A 25,727-nucleotide genomic window follows, 5' to 3' on the forward strand; every position below is an offset into this window, starting at 1 on the left:
GTACATAACATTCACCAGAAGTGCTGACAGATCAGCGCATTGGCACTAGCCCACCCTAGCCGTTTTCAGGAGGGCGACTAGTTCGAATGGACTATCCCGCAACGAATCACCTCTGGACTGCCCAACTGGCACCAATCCATATCAACAGGCCCAAACCGATGGCCCTATGCCATTCAGCGGGCTTGCAGCTTTGGGTCAATTGAATTATCAAATAAGAAACCTGCTCTTTCCGGACACCGCTCTATCATGGTGTGTGTTCGAGATGCCACCAAGGAGCCATCCATGAGCATGACTTTCTGGATTCAAACCCTGGAAAATGGCCAATTCAACGAAGACAGCGACGATGACTCACTGATGTTCGATTATTGTGATGATCTCGACGAGCTTTGCGACGAGTTGGGTGTGGCCAAGTTGTCATCCTTTTCAGATCAGACCGACATGGAATACAACTTGGCTGATGATTTTTCCGACGAGGAGGACGACGAGCCCGACGACGATGACGGCTATCAGGTCGATGATATGGAGTGGTTTGATGCCGATGCCGGGCTGTTGACACTCAAGGCGCTCCACGATCACCTGCAATCCCACCCGCAGGACTGGCTGGCCGCCTCGCAACAGCGCATGTTGCTGGACGAGCTGTCTGACTGTATTGATGTATTGGACAATCTGTCGGGCGCCAATGGCAAATTCCACCTGGCGGTGATCCTGTAGATGATGGCCGTGCAAGCCGCTCGGGCAGTCCGATCCAATCACATGGTGAACTTAATTGACAGCGCACCGGCCCAAGTGTCCAGGTTTGGTTGACATGGTCTGGAAAATGCAACGTTGTCTTCTGGGTATCCTGATGCTGATACCCGCCACACAGGTGATCGCCTGCCCCGCCGATGACACCTACCTTCAGGTATTGGGCTCAGGCGGGCCAGAGCTGACCGGTCGGGCTCAGACCAGCTATCTGGTTTGGGATCATGGCAAGGCACGTGTATTGATTGATGCCGGCCCAGGCAGCGCAATCAATTTCGGGCGGGCCAGGGCGCGGTTCGAAGACCTGCAAGCGATTGCGCTGACCCATTTGCACACTGACCATAGTGCCGACATCGTCGCCTTCATCAAAGCCGGTTTTTTTGAAAACCGCGATCAAGACCTGCCCTTGTTCGGCCCTGATGGTGCCAGCCGTTTCCCCGCCACCACCGAATGGGCTCAGGCCCTATTCGACAAGGAGCAAGGTGCCTACCGCTATCTGGCAAGATTTGTGACTGACCAGGAGGACGCGAGCCCCTACCGGCTGCGCCCACAGGACATCCTGCCCGATGGTGATACGCCAACCGTGGCATTCAATCAAGCGCCACTGAAACTGACCGCTGTGACAGTTGGACATGGCGCAGTGCCTGCATTGGCCTGGCGGGTGGATCTGAATCATCGGGCCGTCGTCATCAGCGGCGACACCAACGGCAATGGCCCGGCCTTGACAAACCTGGCCAAGCACAGCGGCCTGCTGGTTGCACACAATGCGGTGCCTGAAGGAGCCCAAGGCGTGGAACGCGCACTTCACATGCCGCCGTCGCGCATCGGAGAGATTGCCGCCATCAGCCAGCCCGCCCGATTGGTGCTATCGCATCGCATGCGCCGTACCTTAGGCCAGGAGCAGCAAACCAAGCGTGCCATCCGACAGGCTTACCACGGGCCATTGCAGTTTGCCAACGATTTGGACTGCATCCGAATCCCGGCGACGCCCTGATCATCGCCCACCGCTTCCCAAGCCGGACAGTACATGTTTGAATGTCGGCTGTCCAATCCAGAAACCAACCTCATGCCCTACGACCTCGATAGCCGACTGGTGATCGGCCTTGCTTCCAGCGCGCTGTTCGACCTGCAGGATTCAGACCGCGTGTTCCGCCAGCAGGGCGAAGCCGCCTATCGTGCTTATCAACGACAGCACCAGCGCACCCCACTGGCACAAGGGGTCGCCTTTCCATTCATCAAACGTTTGCTGTCGATCAATGCAATCCGGCCAGACGACCCGCCTATTGAAGTGATCTTGCTTTCCCGCAACGACCCGGATACCGGCATGCGAGTCATGGACAGCATCAAGCACCATGGTCTGGACATGACCCGTGCGGTCTTCCTGCAAGGGCGTTCGCCATATCGCTATATTCCTGCACTCAATATCAGCTTGTTTCTGTCCGCCAACGAGCAAGATGTCAAACAAGCCATGGATGCGGGCTATCCCGCAGGGCAGGTGCTGCCTACTCCCGGCGCGGATGACCCTGACGACCACGAATTACGGATTGCATTGGATTTCGATGGTGTCCTGGCTGATGACCAAGCGGAAGCGGTATTTCAAGAGACCCACGACATCAACCGCTTTCACGAGCACGAGCAACAATGGGTCGATGTGCCACACAACCCAGGGCCTTTGGCAGACTTCCTGAAAAAGCTGTCTCAGATTCAACAACTGGAACTGGCAAGCGCTGCCGACAACGATAGCTACCAGCCCAGATTGCGAGTATCGATTGTCACCGCTCGCAACGCCCCCTCGCATGAACGAGTGATCAACACCATGCGTAGCTGGGGCATTGTCGTCAATGAAGCCTTTTTCCTGGGTGGCGTGGCCAAGAGCCGGGTGCTGGAGATCATGCGCCCACACATTTTCTTTGATGATCAGCGGCTGCACCTGGAACCCACTTCAGCGGCCCTGCCCTCGGTACACATCCCATTCGGCGTGACCAACCGGCGGCGTGAGGAATGAACAGGGTCGCCTACGCACCATGACACCGCGAGGGGCGATCAAACCTACCCAGCAAAAAAAAGCCGAAAGCCCGGATTGGTAGACTTTCGGCTTCCTGATTACCACATCAGCTGGCAGGCCAGGACAATCAAGTGATGTCAGCTAGAGGAGAGAAACTATACATCACGAAGCCTGCACTCACGCAGTGTTTCAACGTGAAAACAGCCTCTTATCCAAAATGGCATACTGAGTGGAGAGTTTCAAGGACTTCAATGTCGAAGCCGTTCCAACCGCACTCTGCGGTAATGGAACCACTTGATCGATTGAGGTAAAGCAGGCGGTGTAAACACCCCACGTAAGATGCGGATCAACTCAGAACTTTGGTGATCACAGTCTTGATCACGAAACCCAGCACGCCCAGACCCAAGGTACCGAACATCACCACGGTTCCATACTTGCCCGCTTTGGACTCCTTGGCCAAGTCATACACAATGAAGCCCATGTAGAGAATCAACCCGGTCAAGCATATCTGCAACGACAATTCGGTAAACAGCTCTTCACTCATTACTGCAATGCACCATCGAATAAACGGAAAGAATCGGCTGCGCCTCATCCTTGCCAGGGGGGCGTGCTGGCATTGCCAAGTGCCAAGCCAATCAGCATGCGGCTTGAGGATACCCCATGGGTATTCAGCTGATTCAGCAATCAATTCCGTATATTCTAACCAATATCACATTGCGACGCAGCAATTTGCTGCGGTGTTTCATACACTTGTTTAAAAAAACAGGCGTGCCATATGGCACGCCTGTTGCTTATGCATCAAATCGTTCAGCTGCGTTTTCGGGCGGCAATCCGCATGCGCAGGGCGTTCAGCTTGATGAATCCACCGGCGTCGGCCTGATTGTATGCACCACCATCATCATCAAAGGTCGCGATGGTCTGGTCGAACAGTGTGTCTTTCGAGTCGCGTGACACCACTGACACCCCGCCTTTATACAGCTTGATCCGCACCCAGCCATTGACGTGCTGCTGGGTATGATCGATCAGCACCTGCAATGCCTTGCGCTCTGGGCTCCACCAATAGCCGTTGTAGATCAGGCTGGCGTAGCGGGCCATCAGGTCATCTTTCAGATGGCCCACTTCCCGATCCAGGGTGATCGATTCGATGCCGCGATGCGCTTTGAGGAGAATCGTGCCACCTGGTGTTTCGTAGCAGCCACGCGACTTCATGCCTACATAACGGTTCTCGACCAGATCCAGCCGACCGATCCCATGTTTGCCACCCAGTTCATTCAGTTTGGCCAACATCTCATGGGGTTTCAGACGCACGCCATTCAATGCTACCGGATCGCCTTGCTCGAACTCGATATCGATGTATTCCGGTGAATCGGGGGCAGCTTCAGGCGACACTGTCCAACGCCACATCGATTCTTCCGCTTCGGCTTTCGGGTCTTCGAGATGGCGGCCTTCAAACGAGATATGCAGCAGGTTGGCGTCCATCGAGTATGGTGCGCCCCCTTGTTTGTGCTTCATCTCGATCGGGATGCCTGCCTGCTCGGCGTAGGTCAACAATTTCTCACGCGACAGCAGATCCCACTCGCGCCAGGGGGCGATGACTTTGACGCCGGGCTTGAGGGCGTAGTAGCCCAGCTCGAAACGCACTTGATCATTGCCCTTGCCGGTTGCACCGTGTGACACGGCATCAGCCCCCACCTGATTGGCGATCTCGATCTGCCGCTTGGCGATCAGCGGACGGGCAATCGAGGTGCCAAGCAGATATTCACCTTCATAGATGGTGTTGGCGCGGAACATGGGGAAGACAAAGTCACGGACGAACTCTTCTCGCAGATCATCAATGAAGATGTTCTCCGGCTTGATGCCAAGCTGCAACGCCTTGGCCCGGGCGGGCTCCAGCTCTTCACCCTGACCGATGTCAGCAGTGAATGTCACCACTTCACATTGATAGGCATCCTGCAGCCATTTCAGGATGACTGAGGTATCGAGGCCGCCTGAGTAGGCAAGCACCACTTTCTTGATATCTGACATGAGTTCGACTTTCTACGATACGACTTTGAAATAACCATCCGACCGTATGGGGACCACCTCCACACAGATCTGACATTGCAAGCTGGTCAAGGCGGTTTGATATGCCTCGGACAAGACCGGCAGCAGGCTTTGGGCAATGCGGGCCATGACCGCCCCATCACGTTTGTCGAGCATGTGGATCTTCAGGTGCGCAAAGGCATGATGATCACCACCAGCGCCGACAAAGTAGTCATCCAGGCAGATGGCACGACTCTTGATTTCATCCAACAGGAATTCACCGGAGGCCATCATGGTTTCGTGCAATCGATGGAACAATGCTTGGCGATCGGCGTGGGGATGGAGGTTGGCGGTATATTCAAGTATCAGATGCGGCATGATGTCTTATTCAGGTGAGTGGCAGACGGCCTCGATATTGTGGCCATCCGGATCGAGGACGAACGCACCATAGTAGTCGGGATGGTAGTGCGGGCGCAAACCCGGTGCGCCATTGCAGACCCCACCCGCCGCCAATGCAGCGTGATAGAACGCATCAACCATGGCTCGACTGTCAGCGCGGAAAGCAATGTGCAGACCCGGCTTGTGCGGGACACCAGTGCCAATCCAAAAGTCTGGCTTGGGCGCGACGCCAAACCCTGCCCCTTCGTATCCTCCTGCGTCCTCGCCTTTGAACTCATACAATTTGCCATATCCAAGTGGCGCCAACGCTTGTTCATAGAACGCCTTGCTCTTGGGGTAGTCGGTGACGCGCAATCCAATATGATCCAGCATGTTCCGATTCCTTTATCTCATCAGGTGACCATATGATTTCAATCGGTACGACCCATGGCTGTCAACCATTCGACACCCGCCACGCCACTCACCCTTGGCAGCTCCAACAGCCCTGTGCCGATGGGGCCTAGGCGAGCCGGCCCAGCAATAGATACTCCAACAACGCCTTCTGGGTATGCATGCGGTTTTCAGCCTCATCCCACACCACTGATTGCGGTCCATCGATGACATCTGCAGCGACCTCTTCGCCACGATGGGCAGGCAGGCAATGCATGAACAGCGCATCAGGCTTGGCCACGCGCATCATGTCGGTATCGACCTGCCAATCAGCAAATTGTTGCTTACGGGTATCCTCCTCATCCTCCCAACCCATGCTGGTCCACACATCGGTGGTCACCAGATCGGCGTGGCGGGCGGCGTCCATGGGATCTGTGCATACCTTCAGGTTTGCGCAGGCATCCTCGCCCACATCCAGCTCGAAACCGGGGGGGGTGGACACATGCAAGGTGAAATCAAAGATCTTGGCGGCCTGTAGCCATGAGCGGGCAACATTGTTGCCATCCCCGATCCAGGCGACGGTTTTACCTGCAATCGAGCCACGGTGCTCCATGAAGGTGAAAATATCGGCCATGATCTGGCAGGGGTGGTGTTCATCGGTCAGACCATTGATCACCGGCACGCGTGAATACTGTGCAAAACGCTCGATGATGTCCTGGTTATAGGTACGGATCATCACGATATCGACCATCCGTGAAATCACCCTGGCCACGTCCTCGATCGGCTCGCCGCGCCCCAGCTGGGTCTGGCCGGTGGTCAGGTTGATGGCGATCCCCCCCATCTGGTACATGCCCGCTTCGAAGCTGACACGGGTCCGGGTGGATTGCTTTTCGAACACCATAGCCAGGGTTCGGTCTTTCAGCGGTTGATAGGCAAGATAGTTCTTGAATTGGTGTTTGATCCACTTGGCGCGCTGGAACAGGTATTCGAATTCCTCGCCAGTAAAATCCTTCAACTGCAGAAAGTGTTTCATGCTCATAATGCACCCGTTGCCCGACCTGGCAATGGTCGGATTGGCTCCTGCCAGCGATATGCCAGCTGAAATTGGTTGATTGGGCACCACAACAGCCGTCGTATATCGACGAGGACAATGGAAGGCCACACACTTTGAACTGTAGATCAGCCATTGCACAATGGCTGAGTCTGGTGGGCCTTCCGCCGGCTTGGCCGACCACGCCTTCGTCGATCGCATCAAACATATGGGAACGAAAATGTGTCATGTGACGCAGCTGCGATGACGAGGTGATGTCCACAAAAACATCGTCGATGCGGCGGATGCGGGTGTCTTCACGCGGAAAGGATCATATTTAACCCAATCAGTTGTGCCTTGCAACTAGAACTTTCTACAATGCGACAGAAATTGTCGCTTTTGCGACACATCCAATCCAGGCCATGCAACCATGACAACGTGAGCGGACATGATCGGCACAGAGGTAGCCCATGCGATGACACGCTCATGGACGGTTGAAGCAATGCGGCGCTTATCTCTCCGCCGAATCAATCCTGCTGCGGCCTCGTTGCTTTGCACGATATAGCGCGGCATCGGCACGGCTCAGCAGACGATCCGGCTCAGTACCATCGACGGGGTATTCCGCCACACCAGCAGAGAAACTGAGCCCGACGACATCGACGCCCTTATAGGTGATGCGCCGCTCGCACCAGTGCCCAAGCATTTCCGCTGCGCGCATGACTGCGGTGGAGGTATCGATGTCATACATGACCAGACAGAACTCTTCCCCGCCATATCGACAGGCAAAGTCACTGCCACGCACCGACGATTGCAGCAGCTCAGCAAATGCCACCAGCACTGCGTCGCCAAAGGCATGACCCCGTGTGTCGTTGATCACCTTGAAATGGTCGAGATCGAACAACACCACACATAGTGAAAAATGCTGACGCGCGGCCAGCTGCAGGGCAGAACAAAGCTCGTCTTGCAAGTGGCGCCGGTTGTAGAGATTGGTCAATGGATCACGCACAACCAGCTCATGGAGTTGGTCACGCAAGGACTCCACCTCCATGATCTTATGGTTGAGGAAACGATTGAGTCGCTCCAAGTCGTGCGCAGCCTGCTCTGCTTCTGCCTGCCTGGCCACTGCGAAATCACGCTCCATACGTGCACGGCTGATCTCGTGCTGGATGGCCAAGCTCTGCACGTGAACAGTTGTGGCTAGGCACATCATCTCTTCGCGGGCGGCGAAATGGCGCTTCAAGGTGTGCAAGGCAAGCGTCGGCTCGCCCTGACATTCATACAAGTCCGCCAGGGATTTCAGGGTTTCGATCAGGTAGTGGCGATCAGGAACGGTCTCTGCCAAGACCAGCGCTTGCTCCATCAGCGCCAAAGCCTCACCGGTTTGCCCATGTTGACGCGCCAGCAGCGACTCCACCCACAGACAGTGCGTCTGGCAAGCCTTGTCTTCAGCAACCTGTGCTTTCTTACCGGCATCATGCAGGTAACGCAACGCGGCGATGCGATCTCCCCGCATGGCAAAAGTCTGTGCCGCGATCACACCGAAAAACGCCAGATCCCCTGTCTCCACCCATTCTGTATGGCCCAGCAAGGGAGACACCAGCTCGTAGGCGGTTGCATGCTGCCCTTGCGTAATGTGGTACAGGGCCAGATTGGCAACAGCAATTGGCATGATGAACGGCAAATTGACCGAACGGGCGATCTCCACTGCTTGCGTCAGCAGGCGCAGTGATTCGACATGACTGCCGAGCATCAGGTGGACATAGCCCAGATTCATGCTGACCTGAGCGATTCTTGGCATGGAGCCGATCCGCTCTGCTATTTCCAACGCCCGATAGAAATGGCGGAGCGCCGCATCGGTGTCATTCAGCTCTGTACAGCTGGTCGCCAGGGTATTCAAAGTCAATACCCAGTCCAGTGGGTCGCGCTCAGCCTCTGGCGCATCCAGCACCGCCTGCAACATCGGGCGGGCACTGGCCGGATCACCTTGGCGCAGCAGGATCAATGCGAAACCATCCATCACCAGCCAGCTGCCACGGCGATCCACTTGTTTGGAGAAACAATGCTGAGCCCGCTCGAATAATCCTTGGGCATCATCCAAGGAGCCGAACCGGATCTGGTGGAATGCCAGATTGATCAGCGCCCAACCCAGTCCTAGCCAATCATCGAACTCACTGGCCATTTTTTCGGCCCGCCCTGCCAGACGGGGCACTTGGGCGGGGTCCACAAACTGGCAGTCCCATGCCAGATCATTCAACCGCCTGATCTGCACCCTTGCTGCACCTGGATTGTTCAGCGCTGGGGATTTATCGGTTCCGTAATGATTGATACTAGACATGACTCCGCACTCAGCCCGCCGTCGAGTTGCCCCCTGGCGGGCAGATGGCAACGATACCTGAAACCTGTTTCAACTTAAGTGTGTGCAGACACAATGCCAGCAGCAACCTAGACCTGATCCAGCCCTAAGGTGGTCTCCGCCATGTCTGGAACAGATGGTGAAGACATGCATCCCTCTGCCCCCCATACCACCACCCGCCCCCGGCCAGCCTGCTTTGCCTGATAAAGGGCCGCATCGGCATGGCTCAACAGCTGATGCTGGGTGCTGCCATGCGCGGGGAACTCTGCCACGCCCGCAGAGAAGCCCACCCCACTCAAGGATTTGCCATCGCACTGTACCTTGGCGGAGCGCACCATGGCCAGGATATCCACCAGCCGCTGCGCGGCGTCAGCGGCCTGTGCACCCTGAAAGACGATACAAAATTCCTCGCCGCCATAGCGACAGGCAAAGTCACTTCCCCGCACACTAGCCTTGAGTATCTGTCCGAGCATCACCAGCACCTCATCCCCCATGGTGTGCCCATAGCCATCATTGATGGCCTTGAAATGATCCACATCGATCAAAGCAATACACACGGCATGGCCCTGACGCTCCGCCAGACCCATTGCAACGGGAAGCTCCTCCTGTAGATGGCGCCGGTTGTGCAGACCCGTCAAGGGATCGCGTAACGCCTGCTCACGCAAAGCCTGCTGCAACAGCTCGATCTCCGCCATCCGGTGTTCCAGCTCTTGGTTCAACCGTAACAACTCTCGATTGGTTGCATCAGCGCGTTCGACCGCCTCCAGGGCATCATCGCGCTGCGATTCCGCCCGCTCCAGCTCATGCAGGGTCTGCAAGGTCTGCAACTTGGCCCGCTCCGCCGTGCGCAACGTCTGCTCCAGCATGTCATGGTGGCTCAACAATGATCGGAACGCCTGCTCGAAATACCCCTCCCGAGCCTGACTATGCGCCAACTCCAGCGTGATCCGCTCCGCATAGAAGCGCTCTTTGATCTTGCTTGAGTGCTGAAGCGCCACCTTCAGCTGGTGGGTCGCCTCGGCAAAATCACCCTCGGCGCGGCACAATAGAGACTGCACCCAGCAACAATGCAGCTCGATGTCCGGCTCATCCTTCTGATCAATCAATTGCCAAGCACGCTGCAAATGCCGCCTGGCCGGGTCAAGCTCACACCGCTCGGCAAAGGTATGTGCGGCCACCACGTGGTAGAAAGCCAGTATGGCAGCATTAATGCCGCTTGGCAGCGTCACCGCCAGCAACGGTCGTATCGCCTCGAACGCCCCCTCAGCATTGCCCACCGCCAGATACGCCAACGCCAGATTTGCCGCCACCAATGGCGCCAGGAATGGATGTATATCCAACTGCAGCAGCTCGCAAGCCTCTCGCTGCAGATGCAAAGACTCATGCGGATTACCCGCACACAGCTGCATATACCCGATATTGGACAACAACATGGCACGCTCGGGTGCAGCACCCTGTGTCTGACCGATGCTCAACGCACGATACAGACAACGCATGGCAGCCAGATCCTCGCCTTTTCGCAGGTGAACCACACCCAATGCGTTATAAATACGCATCAGATCGATAGGCATCAAGGCAGGGTGATGGGGCTCCAGCACCGATTGATAACAAGCCAAGGCAAGGTCATATTCCTCAGCCTTGGAAAATTTCACACCCCGCCAAAATGTCAGTAACGCACTCACACGCGGGTCGTCCAACGTCTTCTGCAGAGCCTCAGTTGCCTTTGCAAAATATTCGCTATCAGTAATATTTAATTGCCGTAAATGGCAGTGTGCCAAGGTCAGATTGGCGTAAGCCTGCCCACTCAGATCCCTCGCAGCAATCGCCATGGCCAACGCTTGTTCGGCCAGCAGACGTGAGCGATCAGGATCAGAGTAATTGACCTGCCAAGCCTCTAGATTCAACAAGGCAATATCAGAGACAGAAGCCATGCATGTTTCTTAAACAGGAGAGTAATGAAGAAAAACGACCTGGGTCGGATACCCGATCCATAGGAGTATGCTCAGTTTATTCGAATTACACCACAGACGAGCAATGATATTCGAAAACTTGGATATGTTTCATCTTATACTAATATTCAAAGACACTTTTCCGATTGAACGCGATCAGTAGGTCGTCTGTCAATAGCAAGCAACAAGGAAAACAGCTATTGGTATTTACCCAAACAAAAGGGGGAATGCGGATGTTGTATAATTACGTCAAACTGTCGCGTCCCCAGCCATGATCTGTAATCCATACGAAATCATCATTCAAGGTGTAACCTCCAACGGTCGTACATTTCGCCCCAGCGACTGGGCTGAGCGATTGTCCGGCATTCTTTCAACCTTCGGTCATGACCAGAAAATGTCATACCACCCTTATGTTCGGCCACTGACGATGGAGAATGTCCGCTGTGTCGCGGTGGACAAGAAGCTCGAACAGATCGACCCGAACGTATTCAACTTCCTGATGAGCTTTGCAAAAGACAATGACTTACGTGTTGTCGATTGCCGTCAGCTGATTGAGGAAGTGTATCCCAACAAGTTTTTGTAGTTTGACTACACTTCTCGACCGCGGCAGTACTTCTTGCTCTCGCCCGCCCTGACATAGCAACACTTCGGCTCTGCATGGCTGCGGCTCTTCTGTGTAAACCAGCAACATTTGGTACGCAGAGCCGCCGGAACCATGCCCTGCCGATGCCATTACCCACACCAATCGACAATGGGCTGCCACTGCTCACGATCACGTATGGATTGTGAATACGCCAGGTCAAAAATCCCCATGCCGAGCCCAGCCAGCTTGACATAAAGCTGGGTTTCGCGAAGGCAACCCAGAACAGGCAGGTCGAATTCCGCCAGAAAATCAGCCAACTGCTGCGCTGATCGGGTGCGCTGATCCACCCGCATGCCCACCACACCAATCTGGATCTGTTGTTTACGGATTGCCTTCTCTTGCGCCAGCACCTCAAAGAAGGCACGGCTGGCCCACATATCGAAGGCAGAGGGCTGCACAGGCACCAGGATGCGATCGATGCGTTTGAGCACCGTTTCCAGCTTTTTACCATGCAAGCCGGCAGGAGTGTCCAGCACAGCATAGCGCACGCCCTTGGGGGGCTTGGCGGGCTGCCCTTCCTCTATGCACCACCCCTGGATGGCAGGTAGATTGCCAGGCCGTGTACCGAGCCAGAACCGGGAGGATTGCTGCTGATCAACATCTCCCAACATGACGGACTGGGACTGCCAGGCAAAATAGGTTGCCAGATTGGTAGCCAACGTCGATTTCCCAGCCCCGCCTTTCGGATTTGCAATCAAAATCGACGTCAATGCCATATTTCAGAGCTTTCTTCTTTCAAAGACCGCTTGAGCCAAGGTGCCAGGATCGACGTACTCCAGCTCACCACCAACCGGCAAGCCCCGTGCAATGCGGCTAACCGAAAGCCCACGCGATTTCAGCATTTCAGCGATATAGTGGGCGGTCGCTTCACCTTCAACGGTAAAATTGGTCGAGAGAATGACCTCTTTGACCTGACCATCCATGGCGCGCATCAACAACTTTTCGAGATTGACGTCGCGTGGCCCGATGCCATCCAGCGGACTCAACCGCCCCAACAGCACAAAGTACAAGCCGTGGTAACAGCTGGCCTGCTCCATCATGAGCAGGTCAGCGGGCATTTCAACCACACACAGCTGGGTCGCATCACGATCCGCATCAGCGCACAACCCGCACAGCTCAGTCTCTGTAAAAGTATTGCACCGTGCACAATGTTGTAATCGGCTCAGTGCGCTGGCCAGCGCCTGCGACAAGCGCTGTGCGCCAGCCTGATCGCGCTGCATCAGGTGGTAGGCCATCCGTTGCGCTGACTTGGGGCCGACACCTGGCAACACTTTGAGCGCATCAACCAATTGATCAAGACTGGAGGGGGTTTTCATAGGGTACTCAATGATCACTTCAGGGTCTGACTGGCGGGCGCCGCTCCCCTTCCTGGCGGTAACCTGGCAATGCACCTTCACTTCGCCAGGCTGGCGGGGCCACACAATCCGACCAATACTCATCGGCATGTTGGATCTTGCCTGCACGCAAGGTAAAAAAACTGTTGGCAAAAAACACGCCCTGCCCAGGGTGATCCACCCTTACCAGCGAATGCACCCGGCCATCTGGCAGTGGATTGATTTCATGCAGGGTAATCGACCACCCCTCCGGGTAGATGCGGTTGACATGCACAATCGCATCGCCTCCTGAAAAGTGCTCACCAGATGCCCACCAGCTCAAGGTCGCGTCCTCATGCAAACAGGCCCGCATGGTCTCCCAATTGCGGGCTTGTATTGCTTGCCAGAACATCACGATCCGATCAATCATGAGGCGTCAAAAAGGCAGTTTGAACCCAGGGGGCAAGCCCATTCCAGCGGTGAAACCCGCCATCTTCTCCTGCATGGTCTGTTCGGCTCGACGGTTGGCATCATTGACAGCGGCTGCCAGCAGGTCTTCCAGCATTTCCTTGTCTTCTGTCATCAGGCTTGGGTCGATGGTCACACGTCTGACATCGTGATGGCAGGTCATCACCACCTTCACCATCCCAGCACCGGACTGCCCCTCGACCTCTACCTGGCCCAATTGCTCCTGGGCCTTTTTCATGTTCTCCTGCATCATCTGGGCCTGCTTCATCAGATTGCCCAAGCCACCTTTCATCATTTGCACCACTCCTTTATCGATACGGGCAGGCTCGTTACGCGCACGCCACCACAGCCTGTTTTACAGGCATCACGGTGCGGCTTCGCGGCCAAAGCCGAGAGCCCATCCAAAAAGTCACATCGCCAGCCACAGGCCAGCGACAAACAAAAAATCCATCACCCCGCCAATGCACGGATCGAGCCATCCACGATAATGGCGTCAAATTCGTGCTGCACCGCTTTTACAAAAGGATCTTCCTCGATCGCTGATCGGATGGCTGCCTGGCGAATTGCCCACGGGGTATCGCCCAGATTATCGACGATGGCGACAGAGACGGATACCTGACAAGCAAAATAAGCTGACAGGATAGCCGCCAAGCGATCTCTGCAAACCTTGTCTGCCGCCGCACGATATTGCGCATCCAGCGCCAGCTCAAAATGGCTGCCTTCAAAATGCTGCAACAAGGAGTTCAGCGCCAGGGGTTTGACCCGACCATCCAGCGGGAGCTTGGACACCAGCGCCATCCAGTCGCCGTCGAACCGGCCCAGCTCGCCAGCCGCACCTTGTCGATGATCCACAGTCTCGATCTGAGCTGGCATAGAGGCAGGCCCCGGTGGCATCTCATCCAACCACGGGGGCACATCGTCCGCAGGGGGCGTCTTCGCTGGTACGGCAGGCGGCGTGGACTTGACCGCCTGCAATGGCGGAGCTGAGCGGGCCGCCGGCGGGCTTACAGCGGTAGGTGGCGGTGCCTGGCGGGCAGCCGGCACGCCGGCACTTGCTGTTCCTTTGACGGCCAACAGCGTCCGCACATGCGACAACGGCCCCCCCGGCTCGCTACCCTGCGGCGCAGGCGGGGTCTCCCGCGCTGCTGGCGCCGGCCTCTGAGAGGGTGGGCGCGGCGCATCACTCCCTGCCCGGCCATCTGGCGTGAAGGCCAGCATGCGGAGCAAGGTCATCGTAAAACCTGCGTATTCATCTGGTGCCAAAGCCAAGTCCTTACGGCCATGGATGGCAATCTGATAGAACAACTGGACATCCTCTGCACTCAGCTGACCCGCCAATGCACGGATACGATCCGCATCCTGCAGGCCATCTGCGGTGGATGGCACAACCTGCACCAAAGCCACTCGCTGCAACAAAGCCGCCAGCTCCTGCAGTGCCGCATCAAAGGCAATGCTGCGTTTCGCCATGGCATCCGCCTGTGCCAAGACCGCTGGGCCATCGCGCTCCGCCAAGGCGGACAGCACATTGAACAGATAGCTCTGATCAATTGCCCCCAACATGGCACGGACACCTGCTTCCTCGACCTTGCCAGCCCCGTAAGCAATCGCCTGGTCCAACAAGCTCAATGAGTCGCGCATCGAGCCGGCTGCGGCATGCCCCAACAAGGCCAGGGCGCCAGCCTCGAAGGGAATCTGCTCTTGGCCCAAGACATAGGCCAGGTGCTCCGCTACCGTCTGAGGTGGAATCTGCCGCAGATTGAATTGCAAACAACGTGACAGCACCGTGATCGGCACCTTCTGCGGATCTGTAGTGGCCAGGATGAATTTGACGTGCGCCGGCGGCTCTTCCAACGTCTTCAACATGGCGTTGAAAGCCGACTTTGACAACATATGCACTTCATCGATGATGTACACCTTGAAGCGGCCAGCGGTCGGGGCGTATTGTGCGTTGTCGATCACCTCGCGCATGTTATCGATGCCGGTGTTCGATGCGGCATCCAGCTCCAGCAGATCCACAAAACGCCCAGCATCGATCTGGGTGCAAGCGGCACATTGGCCGCATGGCTCAGCGGTGATGCCGGTTTCGCAGTTCAGCGATTTGGCCAGGATACGCGCAATGGATGTCTTGCCCACGCCCCGTGTACCTGTGAACAGGTAGGCGTGATGCAGGCGCTGCTTTTCCAGCGCATTGGTGATTGCCCGCACAACATGTTCCTGCCCCACCACCTGGGCAAAGTTGCGCGAACGCCATTTTCGGGCGAGTACTTGATAGGTCATGCCCTGGATTCTACCAGAAATGCCCTGCCCGCCCCGCGATCGCCAAGCCCCACTGCATCAAACTTTTTTCGCCGCAGCACTTGCGCGACACGATAACTTACGCTATTCTCCGCGCCTCCTCACCGGAGAGATGGATGAGTGGTTTAAGTCGCACGCCTGGAAAGCGTGTTCAGGGTAATACCCTGACGCGGGTTCGAATCCCGCTCTCTCCGCCAGATTACAGAAAAAGCCATGGTTCGCCATGGCTTTTTTCATTTCTCCAATCCAGCAAGCGACAGCAGCAAAAGATGGGCGCCGATAAGCGCCCGCCCTCTGCAGACAGGATCTTGCTGCGTCAGCCACGCCATGTAAAAACACCCCAAGCTGGTTGGCTTAGGGTGTTTTGATCTGCACTTATGCTTACTGGGCAGCTAGGCTGGGGGGGCCTTCCGACCAGCCACCACCAAACGCACGGTATACATCGACCGTTGCGGTCAGTGCATCAGCATCGGATTCGACGCGTTCCATATCCGTCGAATACAGGTTGCGCTCCGCGTCCAGTAGCTCCAGATAGCTGCCCTGCCCGGCTTGATAACGCAGCTTGGCCAGCTTGGTGGCTTGCGCCAAGGATTGCAGGCGGCGGCTTTGCGCCATTTGCACGTCAACAGCGGCTGAACGACTGGTCAGGGCATCCAGTGCTTCTTTGAAAGCCATTTGCACAGTCTTCACATAATTGGCCTGCTGTTGCACTTTGCGGGCCTCTGCCTGGTTGACCTGCGCGTCGATGCGCTTCAAGCCGACCAAGGGCTGCACCAGCGAGCCTGCTACATTCCACATCAATGCATCCCCAGAGAACAGCTTGGACAACGATTCACTGGCGCTGCCGAATGCACCGGTCAATGAGATGGAAGGGTAGTACTGGGCGCGAGCCTCACCCACACGGGCGTTAGCAGCGATCAGGCTGGCTTCTGACTGCCGGATATCAGGCCGTTGGTTGAGCACATCTGCGCTCAAGCCGCTCGGCACCGTGGGCAGAGTGGGCCAGGCTGCGTCTGCCTGTGGACGGGTGATCTTACCCTCCGCGATGGCTTTCGGTGAGCGGCCTGCCAACAGGGCTAAGGCGCGTTCAGTCTTCTGCTGCGCGGCACTCAGGCTGGGCAAGGCCGCGACGATGGCTTCGCGCTCACTCTCGGCCCGGGCGAGATCCAATGACGAGATCACACCAGACTTGAAACGGGCTTGCTGCAGCTTGAGCGCTTCGTCACGTGTGGTCAGCGTTTTCATCGCCAGATCGACTTTCTTATCCAGTGCACGGAGCTGGAAGTAGGTCTGAGCCACTTGTGCAGCAATGGCCGCCTGAGCGGCATGCTGGGCTTCACGGCTGGCCAGCAGGGTGGCATCAGCAGCCTCGTTGGCCCGGCGGATCTTGCCCCACAGGTCCAGCTCATAAGATACGTTCAAGGTAGCCTGATGGTTGGTGATCTCATCCGGCCCACCTGGGCGGTAGGAAGCGGTCCGATGGCTAGGCCGCGTCCGCGAGCTGTTCACGGCGGCATCCACCTGGGGCAGATAGGACACACGACTGCTATCAACCAGTGCGCGGGCTTCATCCACCCGCGCAACTGCCATCTTCAGATCCTGATTGTGGCGCAGGGCGTCGTCGATCAAGCCGTTCAAGGTGGCGTCATTGAACGCGGTCCACCAGCGAGATAGCGACGTGGCCTGACTGTCTTGGCTGACAGCTGCAGGCAGATCCAGCGCTGGGCGCTGGTAGTCTGGCCCACTGGCGCAGCCTGCCAGTACCGTCAAGGCAACGGCAAGGGTCAGCGAATTACGCATAAGGGTCCTCCGTGGTCGTGCGATCGACCGGAATCACGTCTTCGTTCTTCGATTTCTTCTGGAACGTATCGGTGATCAGCTTATAGAACAATGGGACAAAGAAGATGGCCAGGAAAGTAGCCGCCACCATGCCACCCATCACGCCAGTACCGACTGACATCCGCGCCGAGGCACCCGCACCTGAGGTGAAGGCGAGTGGTACCACCCCCAGAATGAAGGCCAGCGAGGTCATCAGAATGGGGCGGAAACGCAGACGGGCGGCTTCGCGTGCTGCTTCGATGGTCGAGAAGCCTTCGTTCTTTTTCATCACAGCGAATTCGACGATCAGAATCGCATTCTTGGCGGCCAGCCCCAGCAGGGTGACCAGACCGATCTGGAAGTACACATCGTTGGTCATACCCCGCAGCCAGACCGCCACCAGCGCACCAAAGGTGCCAAATGGCAGGGCCAGCATCACTGACAGGGGCAGTGACCATTTTTCGTACTGTGCGGCCAGGATCAAAAACACCATGATCGCCGCCATGCCGATGGCCAGACCAGATGTGCCACTGGAGCGTTTCTCTTGATACGATGCCCCGCCCCAGTCATAGGTGAAGTCTGGTGGCAAGACCTCTTTGGCGATCTGCTCGATGCGGGCGATAGCCTGCCCCGAGCTGACCCCTGGCGCACCCGAGCCGATGATGTGTACGGCAGGCAGGTTGTTGAACCGGTTCAGTGTCTCTGGGCCAGACGTATACTCCACCTTGGTGAAGGCCGACAGCGGAATCATCTTGCCCGCGCTGGATTTCACATACATCGAGCCGATGTCTTCCGGGCGCATCCGATATTGGGTATCTGCAGACATCAACACCTGCCAAGTACGGCCATATTTGTTGAAGTCATTCACATAGTAGTTACCCAACATGGCCGACAAGGTGCCAAAGGCATTGTCGAGTGACACGCCCAGCGCGGCGGCTTTCTCGCGGTCCACATTCACATACAGTTGCGGGGTGGAGGCACGCCACAAGGTATTCACCCCTGCCAGCATCGGGTCTTTGTTGGCGCGCGCCAGGAATTGCTGGGTGACCTCCTGCAGGCGCTTCGCCCCGCCCTCGCCCCGATTCTGCAGGTAGAAGTCAAAGCCCCCTGCACTGCCCAGGCCCATGATGGCGGGCGGGTTGAAAGCCAACACCATCGCTTCTTTGATGTGTGCGGTCTTCATGTAAAGCTCGCCCACCAGCTGCGACGCCGTCATTGTCCGCTCGCTCCACGGCTTTTGCGATACAAAGATGGTGGCGGCAGAGTTACGGAACCCACCACCCAGAAAATCCATCCCCGCGAACGACATGACGTGCAGGTTGGCTGGGTTGGATTGCATGGCACTGATCACTTCCTGCACCACTTTGTCAGTGCGCTGCAGCGTAGCGCCATCCGGCAGGAATACCGCCGCAATGTAGTAACCCTGGTCTTCCTCTGGCACCAGCGATCCTGGCGTCTTCTGCCACAGGCCAACGGTCATCGCCACCATGCCGAGGAACAACAACCCACCGATCATGGAACGACGCAGCATCCAACCCACCCCACCCACATAGCGGTGGGTGATGCGGTCGAACCAGCTGTTGAACGCCGTGAAGAAACGCCCGGGAGCCTTGTGCTCACGCTTCAGAATCAGCACGCACAGGCTGGGTGTCAGCGTCAGCGCCACCAGGCCGGAGATCCCGACGGCGATCGAGATGGTGATGGCGAACTGGCGATAGAGCTCACCGGTCAGGCCACCCAGGAAGGCAATCGGCACGAACACCGCTGTCAGCACCAGCACGATTGCAATCACCGGGCCGGTCACCTCGCGCATGGCTTTGACAGCTGCGGCATGCGCCGACACATGCTCCTCATGCATGATCCGCTCGACGTTTTCCAGCACCACGATGGCATCATCGACCACGATACCAATCGCCAGCACCATGCCGAACAAGGTCAGGGTGTTGATGGAATAACCCAACATCAGCAGACCAGCGAAAGTACCGATCAACGATACTGGCACAGCGATGGTCGGAATCAACGTCGCACGCCAGTTCTGCAGGAACAGGTAGACCACCAGGAACACCAATACCATGGCCTCACCCAGCGTCTTCACCACCTCGTGGATCGACACCTCGACAAAGCGGGTGGTGTCATACGGGATGGAATAGGTCATGCCCTCTGGAAACTGTTCTGCAATCGACTTGATGGTGCCCTTCACCTCATCCGCCACATCAATGGCATTGGCGCCCGGCTGCAGGAATACGCCCAGCAGCACAGCAGGCTTGCCGTTGTAGCGACCGATGAAGTCGTTATCCTTGGCCCCCAGCTCGACCCGGGCCACGTCCTTGAGGCGGATATTGCCATTCGGCGTGGCGCGGATGATGATGTCTTCGAACTCCTTCACATCCGCCAGCCGGCCCTTGGTGGTGATCGAGTACACCAGCTCCTGACCTGCATCATTGGGCGACTGCCCGATCTTGCCCGGCGCGAACTGAGCGTTCTGCTGGTTGATGGCGGTGATCAGCTCATTGGTCGTCATCTTCAGCTGGGTCATGCGGTCTGGTTTGATCCAGATCCGCATCGCGTAGTCTTTCGCACCAAAGATCTGCACATTGGTGGTGCCAGGAATCCGCTTTACCCGGTCCAACACGTTCTGCGTCACATAGTTGGAGGTATACAGGGCGGAATATCGGCTGTCCGGGCTGTAGAAGGCAATCACCTGCAAGAAGGAGGAGCTGCCCTTTTCGACCGTCACCCCCTGCCGCCTGACTTCCTGTGGCAAGCGCGCCTCGGCCTGTTTGACACGGTTATTGACATTGAGCGCAGCCTGATCGACATCGGTGCCGATCTCGAATGTCACCTGGATTTCCACCGTACCATTGCCCGCTGAAGTCGAGCTCATGTACAGCATGTGCTCCACGCCGTTGATCTGGTTTTCCAACGGGGCGGCGACCGTCTGCTCCAGCACTTCGGCGGAAGCGCCTGGATACACGGCACGCACGGACACGACAGGCGGCGCGATCTGCGGATATTGCGCAATCGGCAACACCCGCATCGCTGCCAGCCCGGCCAGCGTGATGAGGATTGAGATCACCGCCGCAAAGATGGGGCGATCAATGAAAAAACGTGAAAACATGTAGATGCCCCTTGCTTAAGCTTTTGGCTTGCTGGCAGGTGCCTGGCCGGGCGCTGCCAACTTCACGGGGGCGCCAGGGCGGATCTTCACCAGATTGTCCACGATGATGCTGTCGCCAGCCTTCAGGCCATCTTTCACCACCCAGCCCTTACCGTCCTCCAGATTGACCCATTCGCCAACCTTGACTGGACGGGCCTCGGCAACCACGCCGCCATCCTTGCCCTTGCCTACCACATACACGAATTTGCCCTGACCGCTCTCCAACACCGCACCCTGGGGGACCGCAATGGCATTGGGCCGCACCGCGCCTGACAACATGACCCGCACGAATTGGCCGGATTTCAGCTTGGCACCGGGATTGGCCAGCTCGGCCCGCGAATCGATGGTGCCGGTCTGATTGTTGACCCGCGCATCAGTGAAGATCAGCTTGCCGGTCTGGTCGAAGGTGGTGCCATCGGACAAACGTAAGGACACCTGGTACTGATTGCCCTCAGGCAACTTGATCTTGCCCTCTGCCGCCTCGCGGGACAGTTTGAGCTGATCATCTTCTGAGATACCGAAATTCACATACAACGGATCAACCTGCACCACCGTGGTCAACAGGCTGTCCCCGCCCGCGCTGACCAGGCTGCCTTCTGACTTGGCGGCCTTACCGCTGATGCCCGACACCGGTGCCGTGACACGGGTGTAGTCCAGATTGAGACGCGCCCCTTTCAGACGGGCCTGTGCAGCCTTCAACGCGGCTGTGGCCAATTGCTCATTGGACACTGCATCGTCGTATTCCTTCTGGCTGGTGGCTTTCTCTTCGATCAAGGGCTTCAAGCGGGCAGCCTCTCGCCGGGCTTGCGCCTGACGCGCCTCTGCGCTCACCACCTCCGCCTCTGCTGCAGCAACCTGCGCCTCATAGGGTTTCGGGTCGATCAGAAACAGTGGTTGACCAGCTTTGACAAAACTGCCTTCCTCATAACTACGCTTTTCGAGGATGCCATTGACCCGGCCTCGGATTTCAACTTCCTTCGACCCGGCGGTTTCCCCGACATATTCAAAAGAAACCGGCAAATCCTGCGTCTTGACTTGAATCGTGCTCACCTCTGGTGGCGGAAAACCATGCATGCCCTGCTCGGCTGGCTTGCCGCATGCCGCCAGGATCAAGACAGTCAGAGGAACGAGCGTTGCGATTCTTGGGTGGTGCTGTCGCATAGATAACTCCAGTGGGACTCATAACGGTCAATTTATAGTGCTTCTCATGTTACATACATGCACGCATGTTTGTAAATTAAAACCATGCTACAATGATGTAACAAAGCATGATGAACACGTCGGGCGCACTCAATTTAACCAATTGAAATTGAATAAAAATTTCAATGATTAGTTTAGGCTTTGCTGACACACCCACATCGCCCGCGCCGAATCGATTTTCGGGCGCGGTTCGCCGCCGATCGGACTCACCATACGGCAAGCGCCGTACCCGGCCCGACCCCAAGATGCACGACTGCACGGACGATGGAACGATGTCAGCCATACCATGAGAACGCTTACACGTCGTGCAGGTAGCCCGCGCCGCAGAAAGGCCGTATGCCTGCGCCAGGTGGATGTGATGGCCATGATCACACGGCGCTGCTGCAACAGACGCCCTGTCAAGGTATCCATACACATGATTGATGCATGACAAGGCGGAAGATTCATCAGACATATAGACAACCAGGTTGATCAACCCAGCCGCACAGCTGGACGCAGGAGAGTGACATGAACATTTTGGATGACCTGACCCTGGCCACACCGGCCCGCCACCGTGCCCCCTGTCGTATCGATGGCACGGTGAGGTAAACCGCCGTGGTACGTCGCACAAAAGAGGAAGCACAGGAAACACGCAATCTGCTTCTCGATTCCGCAGAACAACTATTCAGCAACAATGGTGTTGCCCAGACCACGCTGAATGATGTTGCCGCCAATGCGGGCCTGACCCGTGGCGCCATCTATTGGCATTTCAAGAACAAATCCGACCTGTTGGAAGCCTTATGCGAGCGGGCGCACATGCCGCTTGAGGAGGCGATGAGCTCGTTGGATGCCACCCATGACAACCCGTTCGACCGCATCCGGGCCAAGACGGTAGAGGTATTGCGGCAAGTGGTCACTGACGCGCATTGCCGGGCAGTATTCAATATCACTCTGCACAAATGCGAGTTCACTGAGGAGCTGATCAGCCTGAAGAAGCGGCACCTCGCGGGGCGTGACGACTGCCTTGATCAGCTCGAACAGGAACTGACCCAGGCCGCCCAGCTGGGGCTGCTACGGTCGGATATCCCTCCCCGAATCGCAGCCATTGGCCTGTTGTCTTATATCGATGGCCTGCTGTATCACTGGTTGCCCGTACCGGAGTATTTTCCGCTATTGGAAGAAGCCGAGCGGCTGGTGGATATCTATATGTCCGGGTTACGTGCCCAGCCTTGATGGCGAGTGCATCAAGCAGCGGTAGCGGCGGATGATGGCCTTTTCCAGCTCCACGGCCAGCAACACCGCCCCGCCAGCCAACATCACTGCCGCCCATTGCATGCCGCTCATCGGTGCGGTGTCGAACAACCGATTCATGACCGGCAGGTAGGTGAAAGCCGCCTGCTGCAAAGCCAGCGCACCGATTGCCAACCACACAGTCGGGTTACCGGTCAGCCCTGCTTTGTTCAAGACCGGGGACATCAGATACCGGCAATTCAGCAGGTAGAATGCCTGACAGAACACCAAGGTATTGACCGCCACGGCATGGCAGACAGCCTGTGGTGCACCGCTCTGCTTGGCCCATTGGTAAAGGGCAAGGCTGGCTGCGGCCACCAGAGCCGACACCAGCAGAACCCGCCACACCAGAAAGCCGGACAGCAAGGGCTCGCCCGTCGCCCTGGGCGGGCGTTGCATCACGTTGGCCTCTGCGGGCTCGAACGCCAATGCCAGCGATAACGTGACCGCGCACACCATATTGACCCACAACACCTGTACTGCATTGATCGGCAGGGCCATGCCCAGCATGATCGGGATCATCACCATGCACGCCTGGGCGACATTGGTGGGCAAGGCTTGAATCAGCGCCTTCTGCAGATTGTCATAGACTGCACGCCCCTCCTCCACTGCATGCACGATGGTAGCGAAATGATCATCCGCCAATACCATGGTGCCCGCCTCCTTGGCGGCCTCGGTGCCGTTTTGCCCCATGGCGACCCCGACATCGGCACGCTTCAAGGCTGGCGCATCATTTACGCCATCGCCCGTCATGGCCACCACATGCTGTTGCGCTTGCAAGGCCGCGACCAGCTTTAACTTGTGCTCTGGGCTGACCCGAGCAAATACATGATGGGTCGCGGCCAGCTGCGGCCAATCTTGCGTGGGCACTTGATCCAGCATCTGTCCTGTGACGACCTTGCCGCTGATGCCCAGCTCCTGCGCAATGGCCTGCGCGGTGTCTGCGTGATCGCCGGTGATCATCTTGACCTGAATGCCAGCCTGGTGGCAGGCCGCCACCGACTGCCTGGCCTCAGCTCTGGGTGGGTCGGTCATGCCGACGATGGCCAGCAGCGTCAGATCACCTTCCACATCATCGAACCGCAGCGCCGTGGCCGTGCCAGCATCACGCATCGCCACCGCCAGCAGCCGCTCGCCACGCCCGGCAAGCTCGGCGCAACGCAATCGCCACTCCTCCTGCGCCAAAGGCTCGATACCAGTGCGGCCCATCTGCCATCGGCAGCGATTGAGTACCGTTTCAGGTGAGCCTTTCAGGTACAGGCAGGCCTGACCATTGTGATCATGGTGCAGGCTTGCCATGAAGCGGTATTCAGACTCAAACGGAATCACATCGCGACGCGGCCTGTGAAGCCGCTCCTGGGTCATATCCCAGCCCACTTTCCCAGCAAGGGTCAACAATGCCCCTTCGGTCGGGTCACCCTCGACCCGCCATTGGCCAGACGCATGCACCAACCGCGCTTCATTGCATAAGGCCCCGGCCAGCGCCGCCATCTGCAATGCGCTGTCAGCCGCCGGATCGATCGGCTGCCCATCCTGCCGGAACCCGCCCTCTGGCGCATAGCCCACACCATCGACCAGCAGCAGCCGATCAGCCAGCAACACATGGCGCACGGTCATTTCGTTGCAGGTCAGGGTGCCGGTTTTGTCGCTGCAGATGACGGTCAGCGCACCCAATGTCTCGACGGCGGGCAGTTGCCGGATGATGGCCCGCCGCCTGGCCATGCGCCGCACCCCAATCGCCAGCGTGATGGTCATGATGGCGGGCAGCCCCTCTGGAATCGCCGCCACCGCCAGCCCGACCACGGCGAGAAACATCTGCTCTGCCGGGTAGCCACGCCATAGCGTGCCCAGCAGGAATACGCCCAGCGCCACCGCCGCGATGACATAGGTCAGCAGCTGGGCGAACTTCGCCATCTGCTTCAACAACGGCGTGCTGATCGGCTCCACTTCACGCAATAGCTGGCTGATCTTACCCAGCTCGGTTGTCGCGCCCGTTGCCACCACCACACCCACCCCCTGGCCATAGCTGACCAGGGTGCCGCTGAAAGCCATCGAGAGCCGATCGCCCAGTACAGTGTCCGCCCCCACAGGCTCGACCTGCTTTTCGACAGGGAGCGATTCACCAGTGATGGCGGCCTCTTCCACCCGCAGATTCTTGACCTCCAGCAGTCGCAGATCCGCCGGCACTTTATCACCCGATTGCAGGCAGACCAGATCACCCGGCACCAACGACTCGGCAGGCACCTCGGCCCGCACCCCGTCACGTATGACCATGGCCTTGAGCGACAGCATCTTGCGGATCGCATCCAGCGCCTGTTCTGCCTTGCCCTCTTGCACAAAGCCAATGATGGCATTGATGACCACCACGCCGATGATCACCGACATATCCAACCAATGCCCCAACAGCCCGGTCACCGTGGCGGATAACAACAAGGCGTAGATCAAGACATTGTGGAATTGCCTGAGAAACCGCCGCCAAGCCGGTGTGGTGGCAGGCGGCGGCAGGCGATTGGGGCCATGACGGGCCAGTCGATCTGCCGCATCCTGGCCCGTCAGCCCCGCAGGATAATGAGATGTCAGCTGCGCCAGCGCCGTATGTGCCGCCATGCTGTGCCAGGAAACGGTTTTGTCTGATCGGTGCATTGCTTGATCCATCCAGTTGACTCGCCGGGCCACCCCTGCTGACCGGGCCCGAT

Annotated in this window: 20 protein-coding genes, 1 tRNA gene and 1 pseudogene; 6 read left to right on the forward strand and 16 right to left on the reverse strand. The window is 57.5% G+C overall.

Going from position 1 to position 25,727, the window contains the following annotated elements; translation table 11 throughout:
* The first annotated feature begins 282 nt into the window (after positions 1-282).
* The 3 genes from HNQ59_RS14115 (at position 283) to HNQ59_RS14125 (ending at position 2,746) form a co-directional block, all read left to right on the forward strand.
* Positions 283-711 (forward strand): hypothetical protein, encoded by a 429-nt coding sequence (locus HNQ59_RS14115; RefSeq protein WP_184040708.1) that lies wholly within the window; start codon positions 283-285, stop codon positions 709-711.
* A gap of 106 nt (positions 712-817) precedes the next feature.
* On the forward strand, positions 818-1,735 hold the full coding sequence (locus tag HNQ59_RS14120; RefSeq protein ID WP_184040711.1) for an MBL fold metallo-hydrolase: 918 nt from the start codon (positions 818-820) through the stop codon (positions 1,733-1,735).
* Between the two features lie 72 nt (positions 1,736-1,807).
* Positions 1,808-2,746, forward strand: coding sequence for a 5'-nucleotidase (locus HNQ59_RS14125; protein WP_184040714.1), 939 nt, complete (start codon positions 1,808-1,810; stop codon positions 2,744-2,746).
* Positions 2,747-3,092: 346 nt separating this feature from the next.
* Here the strand turns inward: HNQ59_RS14125 and HNQ59_RS14130 are convergent, their stop codons facing one another.
* From HNQ59_RS14130 to HNQ59_RS14160, 7 genes are all read right to left on the reverse strand, one after another.
* Positions 3,093-3,290: a DUF2788 domain-containing protein gene (locus HNQ59_RS14130; RefSeq protein ID WP_184040717.1), complete on the reverse strand. Its 198-nt coding sequence runs from the start codon at positions 3,288-3,290 to the stop codon at positions 3,093-3,095.
* 263 nt (positions 3,291-3,553) lie between these two features.
* Entirely contained in the window at positions 3,554-4,771 is a 1,218-nt protein-coding gene (locus HNQ59_RS14135) for an argininosuccinate synthase (protein WP_184040719.1), read from the reverse strand.
* Positions 4,772-4,783: 12 nt separating this feature from the next.
* Positions 4,784-5,146, reverse strand: coding sequence for a 5-carboxymethyl-2-hydroxymuconate Delta-isomerase (locus tag HNQ59_RS14140; RefSeq protein WP_184040721.1), 363 nt, complete (start codon positions 5,144-5,146; stop codon positions 4,784-4,786).
* 6 nt (positions 5,147-5,152) lie between these two features.
* Complete coding sequence (locus tag HNQ59_RS14145; protein ID WP_184040723.1) at positions 5,153-5,539, reverse strand: VOC family protein; 387 nt, start codon at positions 5,537-5,539, stop codon at positions 5,153-5,155.
* 127 nt (positions 5,540-5,666) lie between these two features.
* Complete coding sequence (gene argF, locus HNQ59_RS14150) at positions 5,667-6,575, reverse strand: ornithine carbamoyltransferase (RefSeq protein WP_184040725.1); 909 nt, start codon at positions 6,573-6,575, stop codon at positions 5,667-5,669.
* Positions 6,576-7,077: 502 nt separating this feature from the next.
* Positions 7,078-8,901 (reverse strand): tetratricopeptide repeat-containing diguanylate cyclase, encoded by a 1,824-nt coding sequence (locus HNQ59_RS14155; protein WP_184040727.1) that lies wholly within the window; start codon positions 8,899-8,901, stop codon positions 7,078-7,080.
* Positions 8,902-9,008: 107 nt separating this feature from the next.
* Positions 9,009-10,850, reverse strand: coding sequence for a diguanylate cyclase (locus HNQ59_RS14160; protein WP_184040729.1), 1,842 nt, complete (start codon positions 10,848-10,850; stop codon positions 9,009-9,011).
* Positions 10,851-11,139: 289 nt separating this feature from the next.
* On the opposite strand from HNQ59_RS14160, the pseudogene HNQ59_RS14165 reads away from it, so the two are divergent.
* Positions 11,140-11,427, forward strand: a pseudogene (locus HNQ59_RS14165) (DUF3579 domain-containing protein); the annotation flags it as partial.
* A gap of 173 nt (positions 11,428-11,600) precedes the next feature.
* Here the strand turns inward: HNQ59_RS14165 and HNQ59_RS14170 are convergent.
* The 5 genes from HNQ59_RS14170 to dnaX all read right to left on the reverse strand — a co-directional run bounded on the left by HNQ59_RS14170 (position 11,601) and on the right by dnaX (position 15,569).
* Complete coding sequence (locus tag HNQ59_RS14170; protein ID WP_221320254.1) at positions 11,601-12,221, reverse strand: ParA family protein; 621 nt, start codon at positions 12,219-12,221, stop codon at positions 11,601-11,603.
* Between the two features lie 9 nt (positions 12,222-12,230).
* Complete coding sequence (gene recR, locus HNQ59_RS14175) at positions 12,231-12,827, reverse strand: recombination mediator RecR (RefSeq protein WP_184040738.1); 597 nt, start codon at positions 12,825-12,827, stop codon at positions 12,231-12,233.
* A 19-nt stretch (positions 12,828-12,846) separates the two neighbouring features.
* On the reverse strand, positions 12,847-13,254 hold the full coding sequence (locus tag HNQ59_RS14180) for a nuclear transport factor 2 family protein (protein ID WP_184040740.1): 408 nt from the start codon (positions 13,252-13,254) through the stop codon (positions 12,847-12,849).
* 6 nt (positions 13,255-13,260) lie between these two features.
* Entirely contained in the window at positions 13,261-13,587 is a 327-nt protein-coding gene (locus tag HNQ59_RS14185) for a YbaB/EbfC family nucleoid-associated protein (protein WP_184040743.1), read from the reverse strand.
* 155 nt (positions 13,588-13,742) lie between these two features.
* A complete protein-coding gene (dnaX, locus tag HNQ59_RS14190) occupies positions 13,743-15,569 on the reverse strand; it encodes a DNA polymerase III subunit gamma/tau (RefSeq protein ID WP_184040746.1) in 1,827 nt (608 codons plus the stop codon).
* A 124-nt stretch (positions 15,570-15,693) separates the two neighbouring features.
* On the opposite strand from dnaX, the gene HNQ59_RS14195 reads away from it, so the two are divergent.
* Positions 15,694-15,784: transfer RNA gene (locus tag HNQ59_RS14195), tRNA-Ser, on the forward strand.
* A 184-nt stretch (positions 15,785-15,968) separates the two neighbouring features.
* On the opposite strand, the gene HNQ59_RS14200 is transcribed toward HNQ59_RS14195, so the two are convergent.
* From HNQ59_RS14200 to HNQ59_RS14210, 3 genes are read right to left on the reverse strand one after another with little or no spacing between them, the layout of a single operon-like run.
* Positions 15,969-17,387, reverse strand: coding sequence for an efflux transporter outer membrane subunit (locus HNQ59_RS14200; protein ID WP_184040749.1), 1,419 nt, complete (start codon positions 17,385-17,387; stop codon positions 15,969-15,971).
* Entirely contained in the window at positions 17,380-20,523 is a 3,144-nt protein-coding gene (locus HNQ59_RS14205; protein WP_184040752.1) for an efflux RND transporter permease subunit, read from the reverse strand. The genes HNQ59_RS14200 and HNQ59_RS14205 overlap by 8 nt, the downstream gene beginning before the upstream one ends.
* A gap of 15 nt (positions 20,524-20,538) precedes the next feature.
* Positions 20,539-21,723, reverse strand: a complete 1,185-nt coding sequence (locus HNQ59_RS14210; protein WP_184040755.1) for an efflux RND transporter periplasmic adaptor subunit — start codon at positions 21,721-21,723, stop codon at positions 20,539-20,541.
* A 633-nt stretch (positions 21,724-22,356) separates the two neighbouring features.
* Here HNQ59_RS14210 and HNQ59_RS14215 point away from each other — a divergent pair.
* A complete protein-coding gene (locus tag HNQ59_RS14215) occupies positions 22,357-22,974 on the forward strand; it encodes a TetR family transcriptional regulator (RefSeq protein WP_184040758.1) in 618 nt (205 codons plus the stop codon).
* Here the strand turns inward: HNQ59_RS14215 and HNQ59_RS14220 are convergent.
* A complete protein-coding gene (locus tag HNQ59_RS14220; protein WP_246491006.1) occupies positions 22,957-25,674 on the reverse strand; it encodes an HAD-IC family P-type ATPase in 2,718 nt (905 codons plus the stop codon). The two genes, HNQ59_RS14215 and HNQ59_RS14220, sit on opposite strands and share 18 nt — an antisense overlap.
* Between the last annotated feature and the right edge of the window lie 53 nt (positions 25,675-25,727).

This window comes from Chitinivorax tropicus (genome assembly GCF_014202905.1).
GTDB classification, from domain to species: Bacteria; Pseudomonadota; Gammaproteobacteria; order Burkholderiales; family SCOH01; genus Chitinivorax; species Chitinivorax tropicus.

Excerpts from the sequence above, each read along its gene's own strand:
- HNQ59_RS14160 (WP_184040729.1), bottom strand. The coding sequence starts at position 10,850 with ATGGCTTCTGTCTCTGATATTGCCTTGTTGAATCTAGAGGCTTGGCAG.
- HNQ59_RS14205 (WP_184040752.1), bottom strand. The coding sequence starts at position 20,523 with ATGTTTTCACGTTTTTTCATTGATCGCCCCATCTTTGCGGCGGTGATC.
- HNQ59_RS14200 (WP_184040749.1), bottom strand. The coding sequence starts at position 17,387 with ATGCGTAATTCGCTGACCCTTGCCGTTGCCTTGACGGTACTGGCAGGC.
- HNQ59_RS14220 (WP_246491006.1), bottom strand. The coding sequence starts at position 25,674 with ATGCACCGATCAGACAAAACCGTTTCCTGGCACAGCATGGCGGCACAT.
- HNQ59_RS14155 (WP_184040727.1), bottom strand. The coding sequence starts at position 8,901 with ATGTCTAGTATCAATCATTACGGAACCGATAAATCCCCAGCGCTGAAC.
- HNQ59_RS14120 (WP_184040711.1), top strand. The coding sequence starts at position 818 with ATGCAACGTTGTCTTCTGGGTATCCTGATGCTGATACCCGCCACACAG.
- HNQ59_RS14140 (WP_184040721.1), bottom strand. The coding sequence starts at position 5,146 with ATGCCGCATCTGATACTTGAATATACCGCCAACCTCCATCCCCACGCC.
- HNQ59_RS14130 (WP_184040717.1), bottom strand. The coding sequence starts at position 3,290 with ATGAGTGAAGAGCTGTTTACCGAATTGTCGTTGCAGATATGCTTGACC.
- HNQ59_RS14115 (WP_184040708.1), top strand. The coding sequence starts at position 283 with ATGAGCATGACTTTCTGGATTCAAACCCTGGAAAATGGCCAATTCAAC.
- HNQ59_RS14135 (WP_184040719.1), bottom strand. The coding sequence starts at position 4,771 with ATGTCAGATATCAAGAAAGTGGTGCTTGCCTACTCAGGCGGCCTCGAT.
- dnaX (WP_184040746.1), bottom strand. The coding sequence starts at position 15,569 with ATGACCTATCAAGTACTCGCCCGAAAATGGCGTTCGCGCAACTTTGCC.
- HNQ59_RS14145 (WP_184040723.1), bottom strand. The coding sequence starts at position 5,539 with ATGCTGGATCATATTGGATTGCGCGTCACCGACTACCCCAAGAGCAAG.
- HNQ59_RS14210 (WP_184040755.1), bottom strand. The coding sequence starts at position 21,723 with ATGCGACAGCACCACCCAAGAATCGCAACGCTCGTTCCTCTGACTGTC.
- recR (WP_184040738.1), bottom strand. The coding sequence starts at position 12,827 with ATGAAAACCCCCTCCAGTCTTGATCAATTGGTTGATGCGCTCAAAGTG.
- HNQ59_RS14185 (WP_184040743.1), bottom strand. The coding sequence starts at position 13,587 with ATGATGAAAGGTGGCTTGGGCAATCTGATGAAGCAGGCCCAGATGATG.
- argF (WP_184040725.1), bottom strand. The coding sequence starts at position 6,575 with ATGAGCATGAAACACTTTCTGCAGTTGAAGGATTTTACTGGCGAGGAA.
- HNQ59_RS14180 (WP_184040740.1), bottom strand. The coding sequence starts at position 13,254 with ATGATTGATCGGATCGTGATGTTCTGGCAAGCAATACAAGCCCGCAAT.
- HNQ59_RS14125 (WP_184040714.1), top strand. The coding sequence starts at position 1,808 with ATGCCCTACGACCTCGATAGCCGACTGGTGATCGGCCTTGCTTCCAGC.